Below are 18,133 nucleotides of genomic sequence, written 5' to 3'. Positions count from 1 at the left end.
CGCGACCAGCACCCCGATCACCCACCCGCCGCCATCAGCACGACGGCCAGCTGGCCCGCCGGCGTTGCGGCGATCTCGCGGGCGGGCCCCTCGGGCAGCTGCACCGACACGACGGTGAGCTGGCCGGTGTCCGACGGCTCGACGCTCGCGACCACGCCCGGCCACGACCGCGGCACGGCCCGCTCGGATTCCGTTCCACCGTTCGCCGCGGTCGGTGCGGCGACCACCGAGACCCGGTCACCGGACGCCACCTCCAGCGGCAGCCGGCCGGGATCGAGCGCGACCGCGACGATCGCCTGGCCCGGCGGCGGAGCGCCGGCTCCGCCGAACGACTCCGGCGTCAGCAACGCGCCCGCGGGGAGCGACACCGCGACCGGTCGCCCGATGAGCGACGCCGCGGAGTCCGCGTCGACCGCGCGGACGTCGGAGTCCGCGGGCAGGGAGACCTGCCGCAGGTCCGCGGCCGTCAGGGCCTGCCCGATGGTCACCGCTCGCGCGGTGGCGAGCACCGGCCGGCTGCCGCCGAACTGCAGCGTCAGAGCGAGCGCACCGACCGCGCAGGCCAGCACGAGCAGTACCCCCAGCAGTAGGTGCGGCACGCTGCGCCGCCCGGCCGGCGCAGCCGGACGGGATGTCGAGGACCACGGGTCGGGCCCCGGATACTCACCGGCGTGCGGCGCGTCCTCGCGGGGCTCGCGAGGAGGAAGGGTCGTTCGCATCTCCGGACCTCCTGACCGGTCGTGACGAGGGCGCGCCGGACCGCCGCACCACCCGCCCGTCCGGTGCGTCGTGTCGTCGCGATATGGCTACTGCTGTCGCTTGCTGTACTGCCGTCCACTTGCCGTGCTGTCCGAGGTCAACCGCCGCCGGTGACCAGGGCCTGGGACTCCGCGACGCGGAACGCGGCCTCCCCCGTGGTGGTCAGGTCGGGGAACGTGCCGCCGTCCCCGGCGCCCGCCCATGTGACCGTCCAGCTCACCGTGACCGACGCCGTGAACACCTCGCCGGGCTCGCCGGCCGACGAGAGCCGGTAGGTGTGCCCGCAGTCCGGCGACGGCGACGCCGCGTCGACCCCCGGGGCGTACGGGGTACCAGGGCCCCGGCAGACGACCTCGCTGCCGTCCCCCATGACCCAGGTCGCCGACTCCGGCACCGCCCGCGCCGTCACCGACACCCCCGGGACCGAGGCCGTCGCCTCGATCGCCGCCCAGTCGCCGTCGAGCCACAGCCACGTCGGCAGGTTCACCAACTGGTCGCCCAACGGACTCGCCGCTACCGCCGGACCAGGCAACCGCAGACGCTCCCGGGCCTGCGCGGCCAGCTCGGCAGGTGACGGTCCTGCCACACCCGGCGCCTGCTCGCCGTCCGGGATCCACACCGGCGGCCGGTACAGCGAGTCCCGGAATCCGTCCCCCGAACACCGCCACAGGTACCAGGCGCCCTCCTCACCGGGCTCGGGCTGCTGCTCACGCCACGCGGCAACCACCGGCACGACGACCACCGCCGGCGGCCGTCGCTCCGACGAGCGCAACGACGCGGGCACCAGCCCGCCTCCGGGCGGTTCGTAGTCGCTGATCACATACGAGCAGCGCACCCCGTCCACGGGCTGGGTCGCGCCGCCCGCGCCCCCGCCGTCCCGTGGGCCGGATCCCCCGGGACCGTCCCGATCGGATCGGGGGGACGGCGCTGACCCCCCGCCGGAGCCGGCGTCGAGATCGCAGGCCGGGGACGGGGTCTCCGAGCACGACACCGAACCCCAGCCGTCGCCCGACGGCGGCGGTTCCGGCGCCGGCTGAGCGAGAATGCCGACCACAGCGGCCAGCGCGGCGATCGCGGTCGGGGCCGTCAGCATGATCCGAGTTCCTGGACGCCGTAGTCGGAGACCTTCCACGAGCCGTCCGACTGCCGCTCCACCACGGCGTTGATCAGCCGTCGCCCGCCGGGACCCTCCGTGGCGAGCGAGTCGTCCTCCTCCCGGTACTTCAGCCAGTTCGTCGAGTCGCCGCAGTCGGTCACGACGACCCGGACCGGAGCGTCGACGGGCTCGACCGACGACACCTCCGGGGACAGCAACGGTTCGCCACGGGTCACCAGACCGTTCGCGCTGTCCGCGTAGAGACCACGCGACAGGTTCGTCAGCGCGACGCCGGTGGCGTGCCGCCCAAGCTCCGCGGACTGCCAATCCGAGGTGGTCCCGGCGACGACGAAGTCCTCCCACATCCCGCGGTACGCCGCGAGCGCCTCCTGCCCCGCGAGTTCGTCGGCCGACGGCGTGGGCGACGCCCGCGGAGGCGGCGCCGCCGGCGGCGTCGAGGACGGAGTGGTGACGTCGGGCGGCGTGCCCATCGAGCACCCGGCCACCAGGGCGAGAGCTACCACCAGGACGGACCTGGATCTGCCGACCATCGAGCACCTCCCCGCGGGCCACCTCGAACACCGATCATCGGGCGATACTGACCACGTGTACACCCATGACCTGCACGGACGACGAAGTGCGTGAACACGGACTTCACGGTCCGGAAGGGGTCAGCGACGATGTTCACCCGATAGGACCAGAGGCATGCTGCACAGCGACTCGCTCGTCCTCGCCGAGGAGGCAGTGCCCCTCGTGTCCTGGGGAATCGCGGGCTGGGCCCTCGCCGGGGCTCTGCTAGGCGGAACGATCGCCGCGGTGGCGATCCCGCGCCTGCTTGCACACCGCGAATCATCTCCCCGTTGGCGGTCGGTGAGCGGCTGCTCTGCGGCAGCCGGACTCGCCGCTGGGATCCTCGCCGTGCGCTTCGATGGGATCGAACTCGTCGCGTTCGGCTTCCTCGCCGGCGTCGGTGTCGTCCTGGCCGCGATCGACCTCCTCGAGCGACGGCTGCCCGGGCGTCTCGTCCTTCCGAGCTACGGCGTACTGGGCGGCCTGCTCGTCCTCGAAGCGGCCGTCACCGAACGCTGGAGCAACCTCCTCACCGCGCTCGCCGCCGCCCTCCTGGTGGCGCTGGCCTACCTCCTCGTCGCACTCGCGTCGCGCGGCGGTCTCGGCTCGGGCGACGTCAAGTTCGGCGGCCTGCTCGGCATGGCGATGGGGTGGCAGGGATGGTCGGCCGTCGTGACCGGGACCGCGGTCGGGTGGCTGGGAGCAGCAGCCGTCCTGCTCGTCCTACGCATCCTCGGACGTCGCCCCGGCACGATGCCGATGGGACCGTTCCTGCTCGCCGGCGCCCTGTTCGCCCTGGTGCCAGGCTGACCGGAGGGGGCAGATCGGCGGGCATCACTGTTGCCCCTCGTGCCCCCTTGTACGGCCCACGCGCTGGCGGATGTCGGGCCCTCACGACCGGCGGGAAGCGGGCTCACGCAGACCGATTCAGTGCCGCAATCGGACATTGTCGCTGTCCGGGCCCGCCCTATGGACCTCCACCGTGCCGCCGGGCTCACTGGCACGGGACCAGCCACACAGGAGCCGGTCGGGTGATGGGAGTTGAGTGCCGTGGAGCAACGCTACGAGATCCAGGGCCGGGTCGTCGAGAGGGACAAGGGGGTGATCGTCAGGGACGAGGCGCGGCGCGCGGAACGGGAATCGCTCGACTCAGCGAAGGAGGTCGCCACGACGTTCCTGGCCGACGGCCTGATGACGTGGATCTTCGAGGTGCGGTGGGAGCCGGGCCAGACGACGCCGACGTACACCATGGTCGACCGCCTTCGGCCGGCGGAAACACTCTCGTCACGCCAGATGCCGACACTCCGCGCGGTCGCGGATCGCGATCGGGGAAGGCGGGCCGCGTGAGGTTGATCGGCGGCTCGACTCCCAGCCGCGACGAGGGCCCAGCCGTGGACACGGCTCCCCGATTCCGGGGACGTGTGCGCGTGTCGTTCCCGGCGGCCCTCTCGCTGCGCGGGCTGGAGTCCGGCAACCCCGCCGGGCGACCGCACGGCCACGACTTCACCGCGGAGCTGGTGTTCGAAAGCACGACGCTGGTCTACCCGGGCGTCGTCGTCGACGACGACATGCGCACCGAGATCGAGCGGCACATCGCCGACCGGCTCGCCTTCCGCGACTTGGACCGCCTGTTCGACCGTCCCCCGACTTGCGAGGCCATCGCCGAGTACCTCGCCAACTGGCACTGGTGCTCTGCCCGCCCACCCGGCCATGCCCGTCTCGTCGCCGTGAACGTGTCTACCGGCGCCGGGGACCACGGCGAGATCCACCTGCCGGCGTCGACCGGAGCCTCGGCATGAACGGCCCCACCGATGCAGAGTGGCGTCGCTACGCCGAGCGTCTCGTCGACGGCCTGGTCCGTCGAGGGGCGCTGCGCGACGACCGCTGGCGTGCCGCGCTGCTCGACGTGCCGCGGCATCACTTCGTGCCCGCGCACTACACCCGCCCCGCGAGGGGTGGGCACTGGCAACCCAACGACCCCGGCACCGAACCCGAGGCGCCGGGCTGGCTGGGCCGGGTGTACTCCGACGCCGGGCTGACCATCGCGCTGTCCGAACTCGACGTGTGGGGCGACCAGCACCCGGTCGCGGCCTCCCCGCCGCCGGAGCTGACCGTGCGCAGTCTGCAGGCCCTCGGGGTCGACGACGGCGACCGGCTTCTGCAGCTGGGCGTGGGCTGCGGCTACACGACCGCGCTCGCCGCGCACTGGCTCGGCCCAGGGCGGGTCGTCGGCGTCGAGATCGACCCGGACCTGCTCCGGGCCGCGGCCCGCCGGTTCGAGGAGCGCGACCTGGACGTGGCAGTACGCCCGGGTGACGGCAGCCTGCCCGTCCCGCTCTCCGGAGACGGCGCACCGTTCGACCGCGTGCTCGTCGGCTACGAGTCCGACGACGTCCCTGCCGTGTGGGTGCACCACGTCCGGCCGGGCGGGCGGCTGCTGGCCCGCCTCACTGGAGGGTTGGGCGGCGGCGGGCACATCCTGTTCGACCGCCCGAGCACCGATCCAGGGGCACCGTCCGCGGAACCGTCGCTGGTGGGACGCTTCCTCGCCTGGACCGGCCCCCTCCCCGCACGGCGGGTGGCGGCGACCCGTCGCGCCGTCCGGCGGCCGGCCGGCCCGACCGGCGGGCTCGTAGCCTCGGGCAGCACCCCGGTCGCCCCGACCTTGCTTGCCAACGACGACGACCCGCTGGTCCTGCTCGCGCAGCTGCACCTGCCGCGCGGCACGACCCGCGCGGTGCGCTCCACCGATACGGGCGCCGCCACCTACCTGCAGGCTCCGGACGGCTCGTGGGCGGAGATCGCGCACGCGTCCCACCGACACGGCCGTCACGACACGCGGGAGGCAGGCCCGACCCCGCTCGTACACGCGCTCGATGCGGCTGGCGAGCTGTACAACGACCTCGGGCGCCCGGAATGGACAGACTTCGGCGTGACCGCCACCGCCGCGGGCACCCATGTCTGGCACCACGACCCCAGAACCGGTCCCCGGTGGCCCCTGCGCACGACCTGGGCCGCGAACACGGGCACCTGACCAGGGCCCCGGGCCCGCGACCGCCCTGCGATACGCGTTTGCGCGAACACGCCATTCCCTCGTCGTCCGTCGCGTACGGTGTCGACGCCGGTATGGAGCGTGGCAAGCGGCGGGAGGTGGGCTGCAGTGGCGAACCGGCCGCGGGCACTCGACCCGCAGGCGTCCCCGGCGGCGCTGTTCGGAGCCGAACTGCGCGCTCTGCGGCAGCGGCGCTCCCTGTCGCTGGCCGCGGTGGGCAGGCTGGTCCACGTCAGCGGAGACCTCATCGGCAAGATCGAGAAGGCGGACCGGCGGCCGCAGGCCGACCTCGTCACGCAGCTGGACCGTGCGCTGGAGGCCGAGGGCGCCATCGAACGCCTCGGCCGCGGGGTCGTGAACGAGGACGACCACGGCGGCCGTCCCGCGTCGGCTGCGCCTGTCCTGTCACCCGACGACGCACCGGCCCGGCTACGGCAGGTGATCGACACCGTCCGCAACGGCGACCACGCCATGAACGACCGCGCCGACCCTGGAACGCTCGTCTCCCACGCCCTCGCCGCGGAACGCGTTCTGCCCGGTGTCGGGCGTGACGCGCGGACGCCGCTGTACTCCTCGATCGCCGAAGCTCACCAGCTCGCAGGATGGATGAGCTTCGACCACGGCCGCCCACGCCAGGCCGAACGACTCCTGGGCACCGCCCGCGGCTGGGTCGAGCGCGCCACGGACCCGGCCCTCGCCGCGTTCGTCCTGGGACCGAACCTGTCCTTCGTCGCCACCTACGGAGGCGACCCCGCCCTCGGCGTCGAGCGGGCCTACGGCGCGATCGGCTGGGCCCGGCGCAGCGGCAACCACCGCCTCACCGGCTTCGCCATGGCGATCGGAGCACGGGCCCACGCCCGCCTCGGCGAGACCGACCTGTGCCTGGACCTGCTCGACCAGGCCAGCACCCAACTGGAGCGGCACGACCCCGACGGGCACGACCCCGACGCCCACCGCTGGCTGTCGGTGTTCGACCGGGCCGCGCTCGACGGGCACCGGGGCTCGTGCCTGCTCGACCTGGACCAGCCCGACCGGGCCCTGGCACCGCTGGCCGAGCAGGAACGGACCTCCCCCCACCAGTTCGTGCGCAACCGCGTCATCTGGCGTCTCGACCGCATCGACGCGCTGTTGCGCCTCGGCGAGATCGATCAGGCCTGCGCCGACCTCGCAGCCGCCACGGACACCGCGACCGGGGTGACCCCGAGGGTGCTGCGCCGCTTCGCCGCGATCGGACTCCGCCTCGGCGAGCTGCCACGCTCGGCGGCGACCACCGACGCCCTCGACAGGCTCCGCCTGCTCAGCGCGGCGTCCGCGTGAACGGGTAGGTCGCCCACTCCAGCGCCGCCACCTCCCCCGCCGGATCCCGGCGCACGGTGAGTCGCTCGCCCGTGAAGCGGCCCGCAACAGCGCGGTAGATGTCGCGGTCGAGCCGCTCGAACCGCGTCTCGCTGGTGACCGGAGCGCCGACCATCAGCGCGTGCAGCCCGTCGGCACGCCAGGTGAACACCGTCTCCGCCGCCTCCGACCACCAACGACCGAGCATCCCGTCCAGCTCGGCCGGCACCTCGGGCAACGGGACCCACGGCGCCGCATCGCCTTCCGGCTCCGCGCCCACCCGGCCGTCGATGACCGCGTCCACGAGATCGGCCGACAGCGCTCCCACCGCCGCGCCCCGGGTCGCGTTCGACAGCGCCACCGCCACCGACCGCGTGGCCCGGTCCAGCGACAGCGAAGCCAGGAACCCCGGCATCGCGCCCGTGTGCCCGGCCAGTACCCGATCACCGCGGCGCTCCAGGATCAAACCGAGCCCCCAGCCCGACGTCCACGCCGTGCGGTCGACCATCACCTCGAGCGTGTGCATCGCCTCCACCACCGCCGGGGCGACCACGTCCGGCCTGCCACCGGCCAGCGCGTCCCCCCAGGTCAGCAGGTCGGCGGCGTTCGACCAGAGCTGCCCGCCGACACCGACCGCGCCCTGGTCCATGTCCGGCTCGCGATGCACCACGTCGGCGTAGGGATCGACGCGGTACCCGCACGCCGCACCCTCTGGCCGAGCCCACACCGTTGCCGACAGCCCGAGCGGCGCGAGGAGCCGCCGGTTGATCAGCGCCGCGCAGGAGTCGCCGGTGACCTCCTCGACGACCAGCCCGAGCAACGCGTAGCCGAGGTTCGAGTAGTGCCACCGGGCGCCGGGCCGGTCCACCAGCTCCGCGCGCGGCAGCGCCCGGCGCAGCGTCGAGGCATCTGGACCCCGCATCGACTCCCACATGTCCCCTGGCGCCTCCCGCTGGACACCACCCCGGTGCGCCAGCAACGCCCGCAGCGGCACCTCACCGAACGGCGTTCCCGCGAGATACGTGCTCACCGGGGCATCCAGCGCAAGCACGCCGTCCTGCACCAGGCCGAGAACGACGGCGGCGGTGAAGGTCTTGGTGATCGACCCGACCCGGTAGGGCACCTGCGCGGACGCAACGCAGCCCCGCTCGACGTCCACCCTGCCCGCAGCCCCGAGGCCGAGGACCGAGCCCGCGCGCGCCGCCCCCAGCACCACCGACGGAACCCGGTTCTCGCGCTGCGCGGCGGCAGCCGGCCCATCGAGCCGACCGGTGGCGGTCACGTCGTCGACACCCGGAGCCACGACGCTGAACCGCGACCGTGCCCGCCGATCCGTGCCGCGCCGCGCTTCGTCAACAACCGCCCCATCGCCACCCCATTACCTCGATCGATCCGGCGGCCAGCGTACGGAGGAGGGGTGCCCGACCGCAGCGCCCCGGCGGGCGCGCAAACGGACATCTCGATCGTCCGAGCGCGTGAGCGATCAAGGCGGCAGCTCACCGGCCGCCCGATCATGGCCACAGCGATGCCGGTCCTACCGGCCCTCCGGCGAGCACGGTGCTGGCGCGGGCCGGGGCTCCGGTACGAAGTCGTGGTGCGACGCACCGAACCCCTCAACGCCCGGCAGGTCGAGGTCCTCCGCTGGATCGCCGACGGGCGTGGGAAGCCCGTTCCGGCTGGCCCGCGCCGAGCAGGGCCGGCCCACGCACTGTTCGACCGCTATGTCCGCCGCCACGTCGAGCGATGGGACCTCCCTTCGAGGGTGTCCTCGACGCATTGCCAATGCCGGCGACGTCGATCTACTCGCCGCCTAATGGCATCGACGTGTGGGGCACCTGCCTGGATCGGCTGGCGCCCGGCACCGAGAACATCGGGGTCTACACCACCCATCTCGGCCTCGTGCACCACCCGGCAGTGATCTGGGGGATTGCCGACCCGCTCGCCCACCCGGCCGAGCGTTGGGAGCCCTTCCGGGCACCTCTGCCGCTGCGGATGGCATACGTAACGCCGTCGCCTCACAGGCGCACGTGACCGACGGAGACCGCTCGGATCGGCGCAGCGCAGCGCAGCAGCGCAGCGCAGCGTTCCACATTGGAACAACTGCGGCGGCGGGACGGTCGCCACAGTATGAGCCAGAAGTCACAATGTGAGCCCTACTCAAGCACGAGTGGGCTCGCGCCGAAGGTCAAGGAGGACCACATGACAGCGGCTCCGTCGGTTCGGCCGACGTCCACCTCTCCCGAGTCCGAGGCGCTGCGGGCGCTCTACGCGGACTGGTCGAACATCATCGCCACCACGCCCGATCTGACCATGCGACTGTTCCGCAGCATCTTCGACGAGTGGCACCAGTCCACCCGCGAGCCCGAGGACGTGACCTACCGCGAGGACACCGTCGGCGGCGTCCCGGGGATCTGGGCGCTGCCCGCCGGGGCGGACACCACCCAGGTGCTGCTCTACACCCACGGCGGCGGGTTCGCCGTCGGCTCCGCGTCGAGCCACCGCAAGCTCGCGGCGCACGTGGCCAAGGCGCTCGGTGTCACCACCTTCGTCCTGGACTACCGCCGCGCCCCCGAGCACCCGCACCCCGCGCAGGTGCAGGACGGCGTCGCGGCCTTCACCGCGCTGATCGAGCGCGGCATCGCACCGGCCGACATCACCACGATCGGCGACTCGGCGGGCGGCAACCTGGCCGTCGCCATCGCACTGTCGCTGCGCGAGCAGGGCAGGCCGCTGCCCGGCCGGGTAATCGCGTTCTCCCCGTGGTTGGACATGGAGAACAAGGGCGAGACCCTGGTGACCAACGGCGCCAGCGACGCTCTGATCACCGTTCCGCTGCTCGAAGGCATGATCGCCGGCGTGCTCGCGGGCGGCGCCGTGCCCGCGACGACGCCGCTGGCCAACCCGCTGCACGCCGACTTCACCGGCTTCCCCCGGCTCTACATCAACGCCGGTGGAGCGGAGGCCCTGCTGGACAACGCCACTCGGCTCGCCGAGCGGGCCAAGGCCGCCGGGGTCGACGTCACCCTGACCGTCGCCGAGGGCATGCAGCACGTCTACCTGTTCCTGGCCGGGACCGCGCCCGAGGCCGACGCCGAGATCGCCGCGATCGCCGCGTGGTACCGCAGCTGAGCGCGACCACGCCTGTCACCACACTCACCGGCATCCCCAGGAGCACCTCATGAGCACCACCACTACCCCAGACATCGACGCCGTCGTCATCGGCGCCGGTTTCGGCGGCATCTACATGCTGCACAAGCTGCGCAACGAGCTCGGCCTGACCGTGAAGGCCTTCGAGAAGGGCGGCGGCGTCGGCGGCACCTGGTTCTTCAACCGCTACCCCGGCGCCAAGTCCGACACCGAGGGCTTCGTCTACCGGTACTCCTTCGACAAGGACCTCCTGCAGGAATGGGACTGGACCACCCGCTACCTCGAGCAGGAGGCCATCGAGAAGTACCTCAACCACGTCGTGGACCGATTCGACCTGCGCCGCGACATCCGGCTCAACACCGAGGTCACCGGGGCCACCTTCGACGAAGACACCGACCTGTGGACGGTGACCACCGCCGACGGCGCAACCGTCACCAGCCGCTACGTCGTCAACGCGCTCGGCCTGCTGGCCAAGACGAACATCCCCGAAATCGCGGGCATCGACACCTTCGCCGGCCGGGCGGTGCACACGAATGCCTGGCCCGCGGACCTGGACATCACCGGCAAGCGGGTCGGCGTCATCGGCACCGGCTCGACCGGCACCCAGTTCATCGTCGCCGCCGGAAAGTCGGCGGGACACCTGACGGTGTTCCAGCGCTCGCCGCAGTACTGCGTGCCGTCCGGCAACGGCCCGGTGAACCAAGGCGAGGTCGACGAGACGAAGAAGAACTTCGACGCGATCTGGGACCAGGTCCGCAGCTCGGTGGTCGCCTTCGGCTTCCAGGAAAGCGGCGTCGAGGCGATGAGCGTCTCCGAGGAGGAGCGCCAGCGCGTCTTCCAAGAGAACTGGGACAAGGGCAACGGCTTCCGGTTCATGTTCGGCACCTTCGCCGACATCGCCATCAACCCGGAGGCGAACGAGCACGCCGCGGCGTTCATCCGCTCGAAGATCGCCGAGATCGTGCAGGACCCGGAGACCGCCCGCACGCTCACCCCGACCGACCTGTACGCCAAGCGCCGACTGTGCAACGAGGGCTACTACGAGACCTACAACCGCGACAACGTCTCGCTGGTCTCGATCACGGACAACCCGATCCAGGAGATCACACCGGCCGGCGTGCGCACCGCCGACGGGGTCGTCCACGAGCTCGACGTCCTGGTCTTCGCCACCGGGTTCGACGCGGTCGACGGCAACTACCGGGCGATGGACCTGCGCGGCCGCGGCGGCAAGCACATCGACGAGCACTGGACCGACGGCCCGACCAGTTACCTGGGCGTGGCGAAGTCCGGCTTCCCGAACATGTTCATGATCCTCGGCCCGAACGGGCCGTTCACCAACCTGCCGCCGAGCATCGAGGCCCAGGTCGAATGGATCGGCGACCTGATCGGCGACGCCGAGCGCAACGGCATCCGGACCGTCGAGCCGACCCAGGCCGCGGAGGACGGCTGGACCGCCACCTGCAACGAGATCGCCAACTTCACGCTGTTCCCGAAGGTCGAGTCCTGGATCTTCGGCCAGAACATCCCGGGCAAGAAGAGCTCGGTCATGTTCTACATGGCTGGGATTGGCGCCTACCGACAGAAACTCGGCGAGGTTGCCGAGAACGGCTACGAGGGCTTCGAGCAGAAGAGTAAGGAGACCGCGGCCGCCTGACGGTCGCCGAGCCACCTGATCGGGCCAGTGACGACGACCGTGTGGTCGGCGTCACTGGCCCGGCTATCATGAAAGATCGGGACACCCCTCGGATGCCTCGATCCCGCCGACTCGACGACGAGGAGCGGCAGTGGCAGATGAACCGACACCGATCCCGAACACCGCGGATATCGGGCCAGCCCAACAGATGCTGCCCGACCAGGCACAGACCCGGCAGGCGCTCGAGCGGCTCCTCGCACAGGGACTCCTCGCGACGCCGGTCGCCCAGTCCGGTGTCCGCGACGTCATCGAGCGCAGCTGGCGGCGCTGCGTCGGCGCCGAGGTGCCGATCGGCCGGCACGACATCCCCTACGTCGCCGACGTGCACGACATGGCACCCCGGCTGCACGCGGCGGCCGCACCGGTACTCGACCGCCTCGGCGACGACCTCGGTGACGCCCGCGTGGCGATGTTCCTCAGCGACGACCAGGGGCGAATCATCATGCGCCGCGCCGGGGAGCCCCAGCAGCTGCGGATCCTCGACAACTCGTGTGCCGCGGAGGGGTTCGACTTCTCCGAGACCTCGATCGGCACCAACGGCCTGGGCACGGTCGCGCGCGAGCGCCGCCCACTGCTGGTCCACGGCTCCGAGCACTACAGCGAGCTGCTCGGACCGCTGACCTGCGCCGGCACACCGATCTTCGAGCCGTTCACGGGGCAGCTGCTGGGCACCTTCGCGCTCGCCTGCCGGTCCGATCACGCCAGCGCGCTGATGCCGGCGATGGCCACCGACGTCGGGCGCCAGATCGAGGGCAACCTCACCGCGATGCTGGGCGCTCACGAACGCACGCTGATCCAGGCCTTCCTGCTCGCCACACGCACCGATCGGCAGCCGGTCATCGTCGTCACCGAGAACACGGCCTTTGCCAACACCGCCGGGCTCGTTCACGTCACGCCCGAGACCCACGCCCTGCTCTGGTGCGACCTCGCCGAGTCCGGACTGCGCGCGGGCCGGCACCGGCGCGTGATCCGGCTGGCGGGCGGCCGGGCTGACGCCCTCGTGGAGCGCGTCGACGGTGTCGGTCCGACCGGCCCGGCCTTCTGCGTGCGACTGCTCCAATCACCGCGCAGCCCCGAACCCGACCGGCCCTCCGACCATCGGCGGCGACACCGCAGGGCGGCGCCGCAGGCGCCCCTGCATCCGGTTCCCGACATCTCCGACCAACTCAGGAGCGCGGTCGGTTTCCGGGAGGTCCTGGCCGTCGATGGTCCCGCGGGCAGCGGGAAGCTCACCGCGGCGATGGCGGCGTTGGCCGGGGCGACCGGGGCGACCGGGGCGCCGCCGGTCGTCGTCGACCTTGCCCGGACCGATTGCCCGGAGTCCCTCGCCGAGACCGGCGCCCCCGCCGTCGTGCTCCACCATGTCCACGACGCGCCGGCCGAGCATCTGCGCCGCATCAGGACCGCCATCGAGGACTCGAGCGTGCCGGTCGCGCTCACCGTCGACCTGGACACCGCCCACCACGACGTCGCGGCCGTGGTCGCGGCGCTGTGCACGACGGTTCGGCTGCCCTCGCTACCGGAGATGTCCGCCGAAGTGCCGCGCATCGTCCTCCAGATCGTGGCGGGCCTCCCACCCGGCCAGCGGGAGACCCGGTTCACCTCGGACGCGCTGCAAGTCCTCATGCGCTGGCCGTGGCCCGGCAACCTCGCCGAGCTACGGCGGACCGTAGAACAGTTGGCGCGCCGCCGGGCCGGCCGCAGCATCAGCTCGGCCGACCTGCCACCGCGCATGCAGCAGGCTCCGCTGCGCGGGTTCGGCATGATCGAGACCGCGGAGCGTGACGCGATCGTCAGCGCCCTGCACCGCTTCGGCGGCAACCGGACGCAGGCGGCTGCGGCACTCGGCATCGGCCGGACAACGCTGTACCGCAAGCTGCAGACCTACCGGATCCCCACCGGCGACTGACCATGAGGCTTGCAGCCGCATACGTCGTGAGGGTGCGACCCGGGTTCGCCATGACCCTCGACGAGATCGAGGAGGCTCTCCAGCACAAGCCGTGCCAGGAACTGCACTGCAGCCAGCCCCGATCCGAGTTCGCTACGTCGAAGTTGCGCAGCCGGCAAGTCGAGTTCATCGTCTGCCCCGAGCATCTCGAAGCGGTCATCAGCGGTCACGAGAGCGAAGAGCGGGCGCTGACCAGACAGGGCCGGTGTAAGGCGGCGCCGGCCAGGTCGAGCCCGGCGAAGCTGGCGACGATCTCCGTCGGGAACTCTCGGCGGCCTCCCAGGCCCGCTCGACGACCGGCGCGACGTCGGTGGCGAGGAAGGCCCGCAGGCGACGCAGGGCCGCGTTCTTCTTCTCGTCGGTCAGCAGGTCGGCGTAGTGGTGGAAGGCGGCGTGAGGTACGTCCGGGTCCAGGTTCAGGATCGGCGGCGGCAGCGACGAGCGGGTCGGCCTCGGCCCATCGTGCCCACGATTGGGCGATCCAGATCCAAGACCACTTGCCGGCCGACTATTGCGGAAGCGGCATCAGTGTCCGGGAAGTATCTCCTCCGAGGTCCGCAGGACCCGGCGTAGGACAGATGAGTCGTCGTCGCGGCGCCAAATGAGGTACACGTCGACCGGGGGCAGCGGGTCGGCGATCTCGCGCACGCGGACGCCGTCGAGCGGGAGGTGCACGACCGCGCTGGCCGTCGTGAAGTGCAGGCCGACCCGGCGGACACGAGTGCGGTGGCCGTCCACGAGTCCGGTGCGGGCTGCGCGAACCGCGGGGCGAATCCGGCCGCCTGGCAGCGCTCGACGAGCGTCGCGCGAACGACGGACCCGAACGACTCGGGAGAGGCGACGAACGGCTCGTCACGGAAGTCGGCGATCCGCACCTCGCCGGCGTCGGCCAGCCGGTGCCGGACGGGGACGGCGACGACGCACCGATCACGCGCAACGCTGCGGCTGGCGACCCCGAGCGGAGGTTCGGCGAAGCGGGTCAGCGCCAGGTCCGACTCGTTGTCGAACAGCTCGGCCACGGCCGCTGTGCCGTAGCGGCCGGGCCGGAGGTCGAGGTCGATCAGTGGGTGCTGCTCGCGCACCGCGCGAGCAGCTGGCCGACCACCACGTGGGCCGACGGTCCCGCGAAGGAGATCCGGACCCGGCCGCTGCGGCCGTCCCGGGCGGCCGCCACCGCCCCGCGCGCCTCGTCGGTGCGGGCCAACAGCGCACGCGCGTGCGGCAACAGCGCCGTTCCGGCCGGCGTCAGCTCGACCTTACGGGTGGTCCGCCGGAAGAGGTCCGCGCCGAGCTCGGCCTCCAATGCCCGGACGCTACGACTCAGGTAGGGCTGCGCCAGATGCAGCCGATCCGCCGCACGACCGAAATGCAGCTCCTCGGCGACCGCGACGAAGACCTGCAGCTTCTGCGCGTCCATCTCACACACCTATCGTTGATGCGACATCTGAAACAATAGTCCCCACACTGGTCTTGGACACGCAGCGGATTCCGGACGATCATCGACGCATGAGCCAGCCAGCGCCGTCGACCTCCGAGGTGTCCGCCGAGGACTTCGCCTACATCCACGAGCAGGTCCGCGACTTCGTCCGATCGGCGGTGGTCCCGCGCGAGAACGAGATCATGCGCGAGGACCGGATCCCCGACGATCTCCGCCGGGCCGCGGCCGAGATGGAGTTGTTCGGCTACGCGATCCCGTCCGAGTGGGGCGGCATCGGCCTGGACCTGGCCCAGGACGTCGAGCTCGCGATGGAGTTCGGGTACACGTCGCTCTCGCTGCGCTCGATGTTCGGCACCAACAACGGCATCGCCGGGCAGGTCCTTGTCGGCTTCGGCACCGAAGCGCAGAAAAAGGAGTGGCTCGCCCGGATCGCCTCCGGTGAGGTCGTCGCCTCCTTCGCCCCTCACCGAACCCCGGCGCCGGCTCGAACCCCGCCGGCCTGCGCACCCGGGCCCGCCGCGACGGGGACCACTGGGTGATCGACGGGCAGAAGCAGTACATCACCAACGCGTCCTCGGCGGGCCTGTTCGTCGTCTTCGCCCGCCACGCCGACGCGGCGCCCGGCTCCCCCGGCATCGCCGTGTTCCTCGTGCCCGCGGACGCGCCCGGCGTCACCGTCGGCCCGAAGGACGCCAAGATGGGCCAGGAGGGCTCGACGACGTCTGACGTCGCGTTCACCGGCGTACGGGTCCCCGCCGACGCCCTCGTCGGCGGGGACGAGGCGGCCGGTTACAAGGCCGCGATGACCTCGCTGGCCCGCGGCCGGGTGCACATCGCCGCGCTCGCCGTGGGGACGGCACAGCGCGCCCTCGACGAGTCGGTCGCCTACGCCGCGCAGAACACCCAGGGCGGGCAGCGCATCGGGGACTTCCAGCTGGTCCAGGCGATGCTCGCGGACATGCAGACCGGTGTGATGGCCGGGCGGGCGATGGTCCGCGAGGCCGCCCGCGCCTACGTCGACGGCACCGACCGGCGGATCGCCCCGTCCGCGGCGAAGCTGTTCTGCACCGAGATGGTCGGGAAGGTCGCCGACCTCGCCGTGCAGGTGCATGGCGGGGCCGGGTACATGAAGGAGATCCCGGTCGAGCGGATCTACCGCGACGTCCGCCTGCTGCGGCTCTACGAGGGCACCAGCGAGATCCAGCGCCTTATCATCGGCGGCGGCCTGGTCCGGCAGGCGCTGGCCCTGTCGTGACCCTCCCACCGGAGCTGCCCCTGGCCGGCGTCACCGTCGTCGCGCTCGAGCAGGCCGTCGCCGGGCCGATCGCGACCCGGCACCTGGCCGACCTCGGCGCCCGCGTCGTCAAGATCGAACGTCCCGGGGAGGGCGACTTCGCCCGCCGCTACGACGACGCCGTGCACGGGCTGGCCACGCACTTCGTCTGGCTCAACCGCGGCAAGGAGTCGCTGGCCGTCGACCTCAAGTCCGGACGTGGCCGCGACGTCGTGCGGCAGCTCGTCGCCCGTGCCGAGGTGTTCCTGCACAACACCGCCCCCGGCGTCGTCGACCGGCTCGGGCTCGACGCCGAGACGCTCCGGGCCGCCGACCCGCGCCTGATCGTCGTCAACATCTCCGGCTACGGCACCAGCGGCCCGCGCAAGGACCGCAAGGCCTACGACATGCTCGTCCAGGCCGAGTCCGGGATGGCCGCCGTCACCGGCACCCCCGAGACCGCGACCAAGACCGGCGTCCCCAGCGCCGACATCGCCGCCGGCCTCTACGCGACCACCTCGGTCCTGGCCGCGCTGCTCCGACGCGAGCGGACGGGGGAAGGCGCCGTGATCGACGTGTCGATGTTCGACTCCGCGGTCGAGCGGATGGGCCACCCGATGTACATGCAGCTCTACGGCGGCCGCCAGATCCCGCGCATGGGCCTGAGCCACGCACGCCGCGATCACCCCCTATGACGCCTACCCGACAGCCGACGGCGAGATCCTCATCGGCGTCCAGAACGACCGGGGCTGGCGCGCCTTGGTCTGCGATGTCCTCGGCTCCCCCGCCCTCGCCGACGACCCCCGCTTCGCCACCAACATCGACCGGGTCCGGCACCGTGCCCAGTGCGACGCCGCCCTCGCCGCGCACACCGCCGGATGGACCACCGCCGCGCTCGAGGAGCGCCTCGCCGCCGCCGGGATCCCGGCCGCCCAGATCAACACCACCGCGCAGATGGTCGAGCACCCGCAGCTGCGCGAACGGGACCGCTGGCGCACCGTGGCGACCGAGGCCGGCGACATCCGCGGTCTGCTGCCACCGATGACCTTCCGCGACATCGAGCTGCCGATGGGCGCCGTCCCCGCACTCGGCGAGCACAACGACCGGATCCTCGACGAGCTCGGCCTGCCGCCCGAGGGCGGACGGACAGATGGTTCAGCCGGCCGCGAGCCCACTGCCGATGTCGATCCCGACACCGCCGAGCGCACCTGCAGCGAGTTGCTCCAGTAGTCTGACGAGGCGCGCCCGCGGAATGCTGTCCCTGATGTGCGCCGTTCCGTTCAGCATCGACAGCATCACCTTGACCACTGCGCGGACGTCAGGCTCGGCCAGGTCGGCACGTTCCGCTGAGATGGCCCTGCGCCAGACAGCTTCGTACTCCCGCTGGCGGCGACGTAGCTGTCGCAGCTCTCGGACCGGCAGCTCCCGCTGTTCACGGAGGTAGACCGCGAGCAGTGCTCGCTCGTTCGCCGCGAACTGGACGTGGAACTCGACGAGCCGCGCGATTGCTGCTGGGCGGGCGCCATCACACTCGACGATCGCCCGAGATCCGTCGAGGAGGTGGTCCATCGCCGCGTCGCAGAGCGTCGTCAGCAACTCGACCTTGCTCGCGAAGTGGCGGTACACGCCCGGACCCGAGATCCCGACAGCACGGCCGATGTCATCGGTGCTGACCGCGTGGTAACCCCTGGCGGCGAACAGGTCGGCCGCCGCCTGGAGCAACGCGGACTTCCGTAGCGACAGGCTGCCTTCGCTCCCGTTCACGACAGGCATGTGCAGGCCCCCACTTGCGACTCCTCGGATCCGTGACCCAGGAAGCCTA

The 18,133-nt window shown here is 72.0% G+C and carries 18 protein-coding genes and 2 pseudogenes; 12 read left to right on the top strand and 8 right to left on the bottom strand.

Annotated features, from left to right (window positions below; genetic code table 11):
• Positions 1 to 17: 17 nt before the first annotated feature.
• The 3 genes from I4I81_RS30085 to I4I81_RS30075 all read right to left on the bottom strand — a co-directional run bounded on the left by I4I81_RS30085 (position 18) and on the right by I4I81_RS30075 (position 2,379).
• Positions 18 to 599 carry an SAF domain-containing protein gene (locus tag I4I81_RS30085; RefSeq protein WP_218600960.1) on the bottom strand — a complete coding sequence of 194 codons (582 nt, stop codon included), beginning with the start codon at positions 597 to 599 and terminating at the stop codon, positions 18 to 20.
• Between the two features lie 257 nt (positions 600 to 856).
• Complete coding sequence (locus I4I81_RS30080; protein ID WP_225924734.1) at positions 857 to 1,579, bottom strand: hypothetical protein; 723 nt, start codon at positions 1,577 to 1,579, stop codon at positions 857 to 859.
• 266 nt (positions 1,580 to 1,845) lie between these two features.
• The gene (locus I4I81_RS30075) at positions 1,846 to 2,379 is read right to left on the bottom strand and encodes a hypothetical protein (protein ID WP_226363639.1); all 534 of its coding nucleotides are present in this window, start codon (positions 2,377 to 2,379) and stop codon (positions 1,846 to 1,848) included.
• Between the two features lie 181 nt (positions 2,380 to 2,560).
• On the opposite strand from I4I81_RS30075, the gene I4I81_RS30070 reads away from it, so the two are divergent.
• From I4I81_RS30070 to I4I81_RS30050, 5 genes are all read left to right on the top strand, one after another.
• Positions 2,561 to 3,235 (top strand): prepilin peptidase, encoded by a 675-nt coding sequence (locus I4I81_RS30070; protein ID WP_218600961.1) that lies wholly within the window; start codon positions 2,561 to 2,563, stop codon positions 3,233 to 3,235.
• A gap of 240 nt (positions 3,236 to 3,475) precedes the next feature.
• Entirely contained in the window at positions 3,476 to 3,772 is a 297-nt protein-coding gene (locus I4I81_RS30065; protein ID WP_218600962.1) for a hypothetical protein, read from the top strand.
• Between the two features lie 80 nt (positions 3,773 to 3,852).
• Positions 3,853 to 4,224 (top strand): 6-pyruvoyl trahydropterin synthase family protein, encoded by a 372-nt coding sequence (locus I4I81_RS30060; protein ID WP_218600963.1) that lies wholly within the window; start codon positions 3,853 to 3,855, stop codon positions 4,222 to 4,224.
• Positions 4,221 to 5,459: a protein-L-isoaspartate O-methyltransferase family protein gene (locus I4I81_RS30055; protein ID WP_218600964.1), complete on the top strand. Its 1,239-nt coding sequence runs from the start codon at positions 4,221 to 4,223 to the stop codon at positions 5,457 to 5,459. The genes I4I81_RS30060 and I4I81_RS30055 overlap by 4 nt, the downstream gene beginning before the upstream one ends.
• 126 nt (positions 5,460 to 5,585) lie before the next feature.
• Positions 5,586 to 6,794, top strand: coding sequence for a helix-turn-helix domain-containing protein (locus I4I81_RS30050; protein ID WP_218600965.1), 1,209 nt, complete (start codon positions 5,586 to 5,588; stop codon positions 6,792 to 6,794).
• On the opposite strand, the gene I4I81_RS30045 is transcribed toward I4I81_RS30050, so the two are convergent.
• Positions 6,775 to 8,094, bottom strand: a complete 1,320-nt coding sequence (locus I4I81_RS30045; protein ID WP_218600966.1) for a serine hydrolase domain-containing protein — start codon at positions 8,092 to 8,094, stop codon at positions 6,775 to 6,777. The genes I4I81_RS30050 and I4I81_RS30045 overlap by 20 nt on opposite strands.
• A gap of 461 nt (positions 8,095 to 8,555) precedes the next feature.
• On the opposite strand from I4I81_RS30045, the gene I4I81_RS30040 reads away from it, so the two are divergent.
• The 4 genes from I4I81_RS30040 (at position 8,556) to I4I81_RS30025 (ending at position 13,561) form a co-directional block, all read left to right on the top strand.
• Positions 8,556 to 8,843, top strand: coding sequence for a hypothetical protein (locus I4I81_RS30040; protein ID WP_218600967.1), 288 nt, complete (start codon positions 8,556 to 8,558; stop codon positions 8,841 to 8,843).
• 168 nt (positions 8,844 to 9,011) lie between these two features.
• A complete protein-coding gene (locus I4I81_RS30035; RefSeq protein WP_218600968.1) occupies positions 9,012 to 9,941 on the top strand; it encodes an alpha/beta hydrolase in 930 nt (309 codons plus the stop codon).
• 49 nt (positions 9,942 to 9,990) lie between these two features.
• The gene (locus tag I4I81_RS30030) at positions 9,991 to 11,613 is read left to right on the top strand and encodes a flavin-containing monooxygenase (protein WP_218600969.1); all 1,623 of its coding nucleotides are present in this window, start codon (positions 9,991 to 9,993) and stop codon (positions 11,611 to 11,613) included.
• Between the two features lie 187 nt (positions 11,614 to 11,800).
• Positions 11,801 to 13,561 (top strand): sigma-54-dependent Fis family transcriptional regulator, encoded by a 1,761-nt coding sequence (locus I4I81_RS30025; RefSeq protein WP_218600970.1) that lies wholly within the window; start codon positions 11,801 to 11,803, stop codon positions 13,559 to 13,561.
• Positions 13,562 to 14,125: 564 nt separating this feature from the next.
• Here I4I81_RS30025 and I4I81_RS30020 read toward each other — a convergent pair.
• The 3 genes and pseudogenes from I4I81_RS30020 to I4I81_RS31365 form a co-directional block, all read right to left on the bottom strand.
• Positions 14,126 to 14,338 (bottom strand): type 2 periplasmic-binding domain-containing protein, encoded by a 213-nt coding sequence (locus tag I4I81_RS30020; RefSeq protein WP_226363988.1) that lies wholly within the window; start codon positions 14,336 to 14,338, stop codon positions 14,126 to 14,128.
• A 26-nt stretch (positions 14,339 to 14,364) separates the two neighbouring features.
• A pseudogene (locus I4I81_RS31720) lies at positions 14,365 to 14,682 on the bottom strand (LysR substrate-binding domain-containing protein); the annotation flags it as partial.
• Positions 14,661 to 15,017, bottom strand: a complete 357-nt coding sequence (locus I4I81_RS31365) for a LysR family transcriptional regulator (RefSeq protein WP_218600972.1) — start codon at positions 15,015 to 15,017, stop codon at positions 14,661 to 14,663. The pseudogene I4I81_RS31720 and the gene I4I81_RS31365, both read right to left, overlap by 22 nt.
• Before the next feature lie 89 nt (positions 15,018 to 15,106).
• Here I4I81_RS31365 and I4I81_RS30005 point away from each other — a divergent pair.
• From I4I81_RS30005 to I4I81_RS31485, 3 genes and pseudogenes are all read left to right on the top strand, one after another.
• A pseudogene (locus I4I81_RS30005) lies at positions 15,107 to 16,293 on the top strand (acyl-CoA dehydrogenase family protein).
• Complete coding sequence (locus tag I4I81_RS31490; protein ID WP_308187717.1) at positions 16,290 to 17,006, top strand: CaiB/BaiF CoA transferase family protein; 717 nt, start codon at positions 16,290 to 16,292, stop codon at positions 17,004 to 17,006. Before I4I81_RS30005 ends, I4I81_RS31490 begins: the two are co-directional and overlap by 4 nt.
• Positions 16,993 to 17,541 (top strand): CoA transferase, encoded by a 549-nt coding sequence (locus tag I4I81_RS31485; protein WP_308187793.1) that lies wholly within the window; start codon positions 16,993 to 16,995, stop codon positions 17,539 to 17,541. The genes I4I81_RS31490 and I4I81_RS31485 overlap by 14 nt, the downstream gene beginning before the upstream one ends.
• Here I4I81_RS31485 and I4I81_RS29995 read toward each other — a convergent pair.
• Positions 17,467 to 18,075 (bottom strand): TetR/AcrR family transcriptional regulator, encoded by a 609-nt coding sequence (locus tag I4I81_RS29995; RefSeq protein ID WP_218600973.1) that lies wholly within the window; start codon positions 18,073 to 18,075, stop codon positions 17,467 to 17,469. The genes I4I81_RS31485 and I4I81_RS29995 overlap by 75 nt on opposite strands.
• Positions 18,076 to 18,133 lie beyond the last annotated feature (58 nt).

Origin of the sequence: Pseudonocardia abyssalis, from assembly GCF_019263705.2 — a bacterium.
In the GTDB taxonomy this organism is placed as follows: domain Bacteria; phylum Actinomycetota; class Actinomycetes; order Mycobacteriales; family Pseudonocardiaceae; genus Pseudonocardia; species Pseudonocardia abyssalis.
This window is presented reverse-complemented; position numbering and strand designations above follow the sequence as displayed.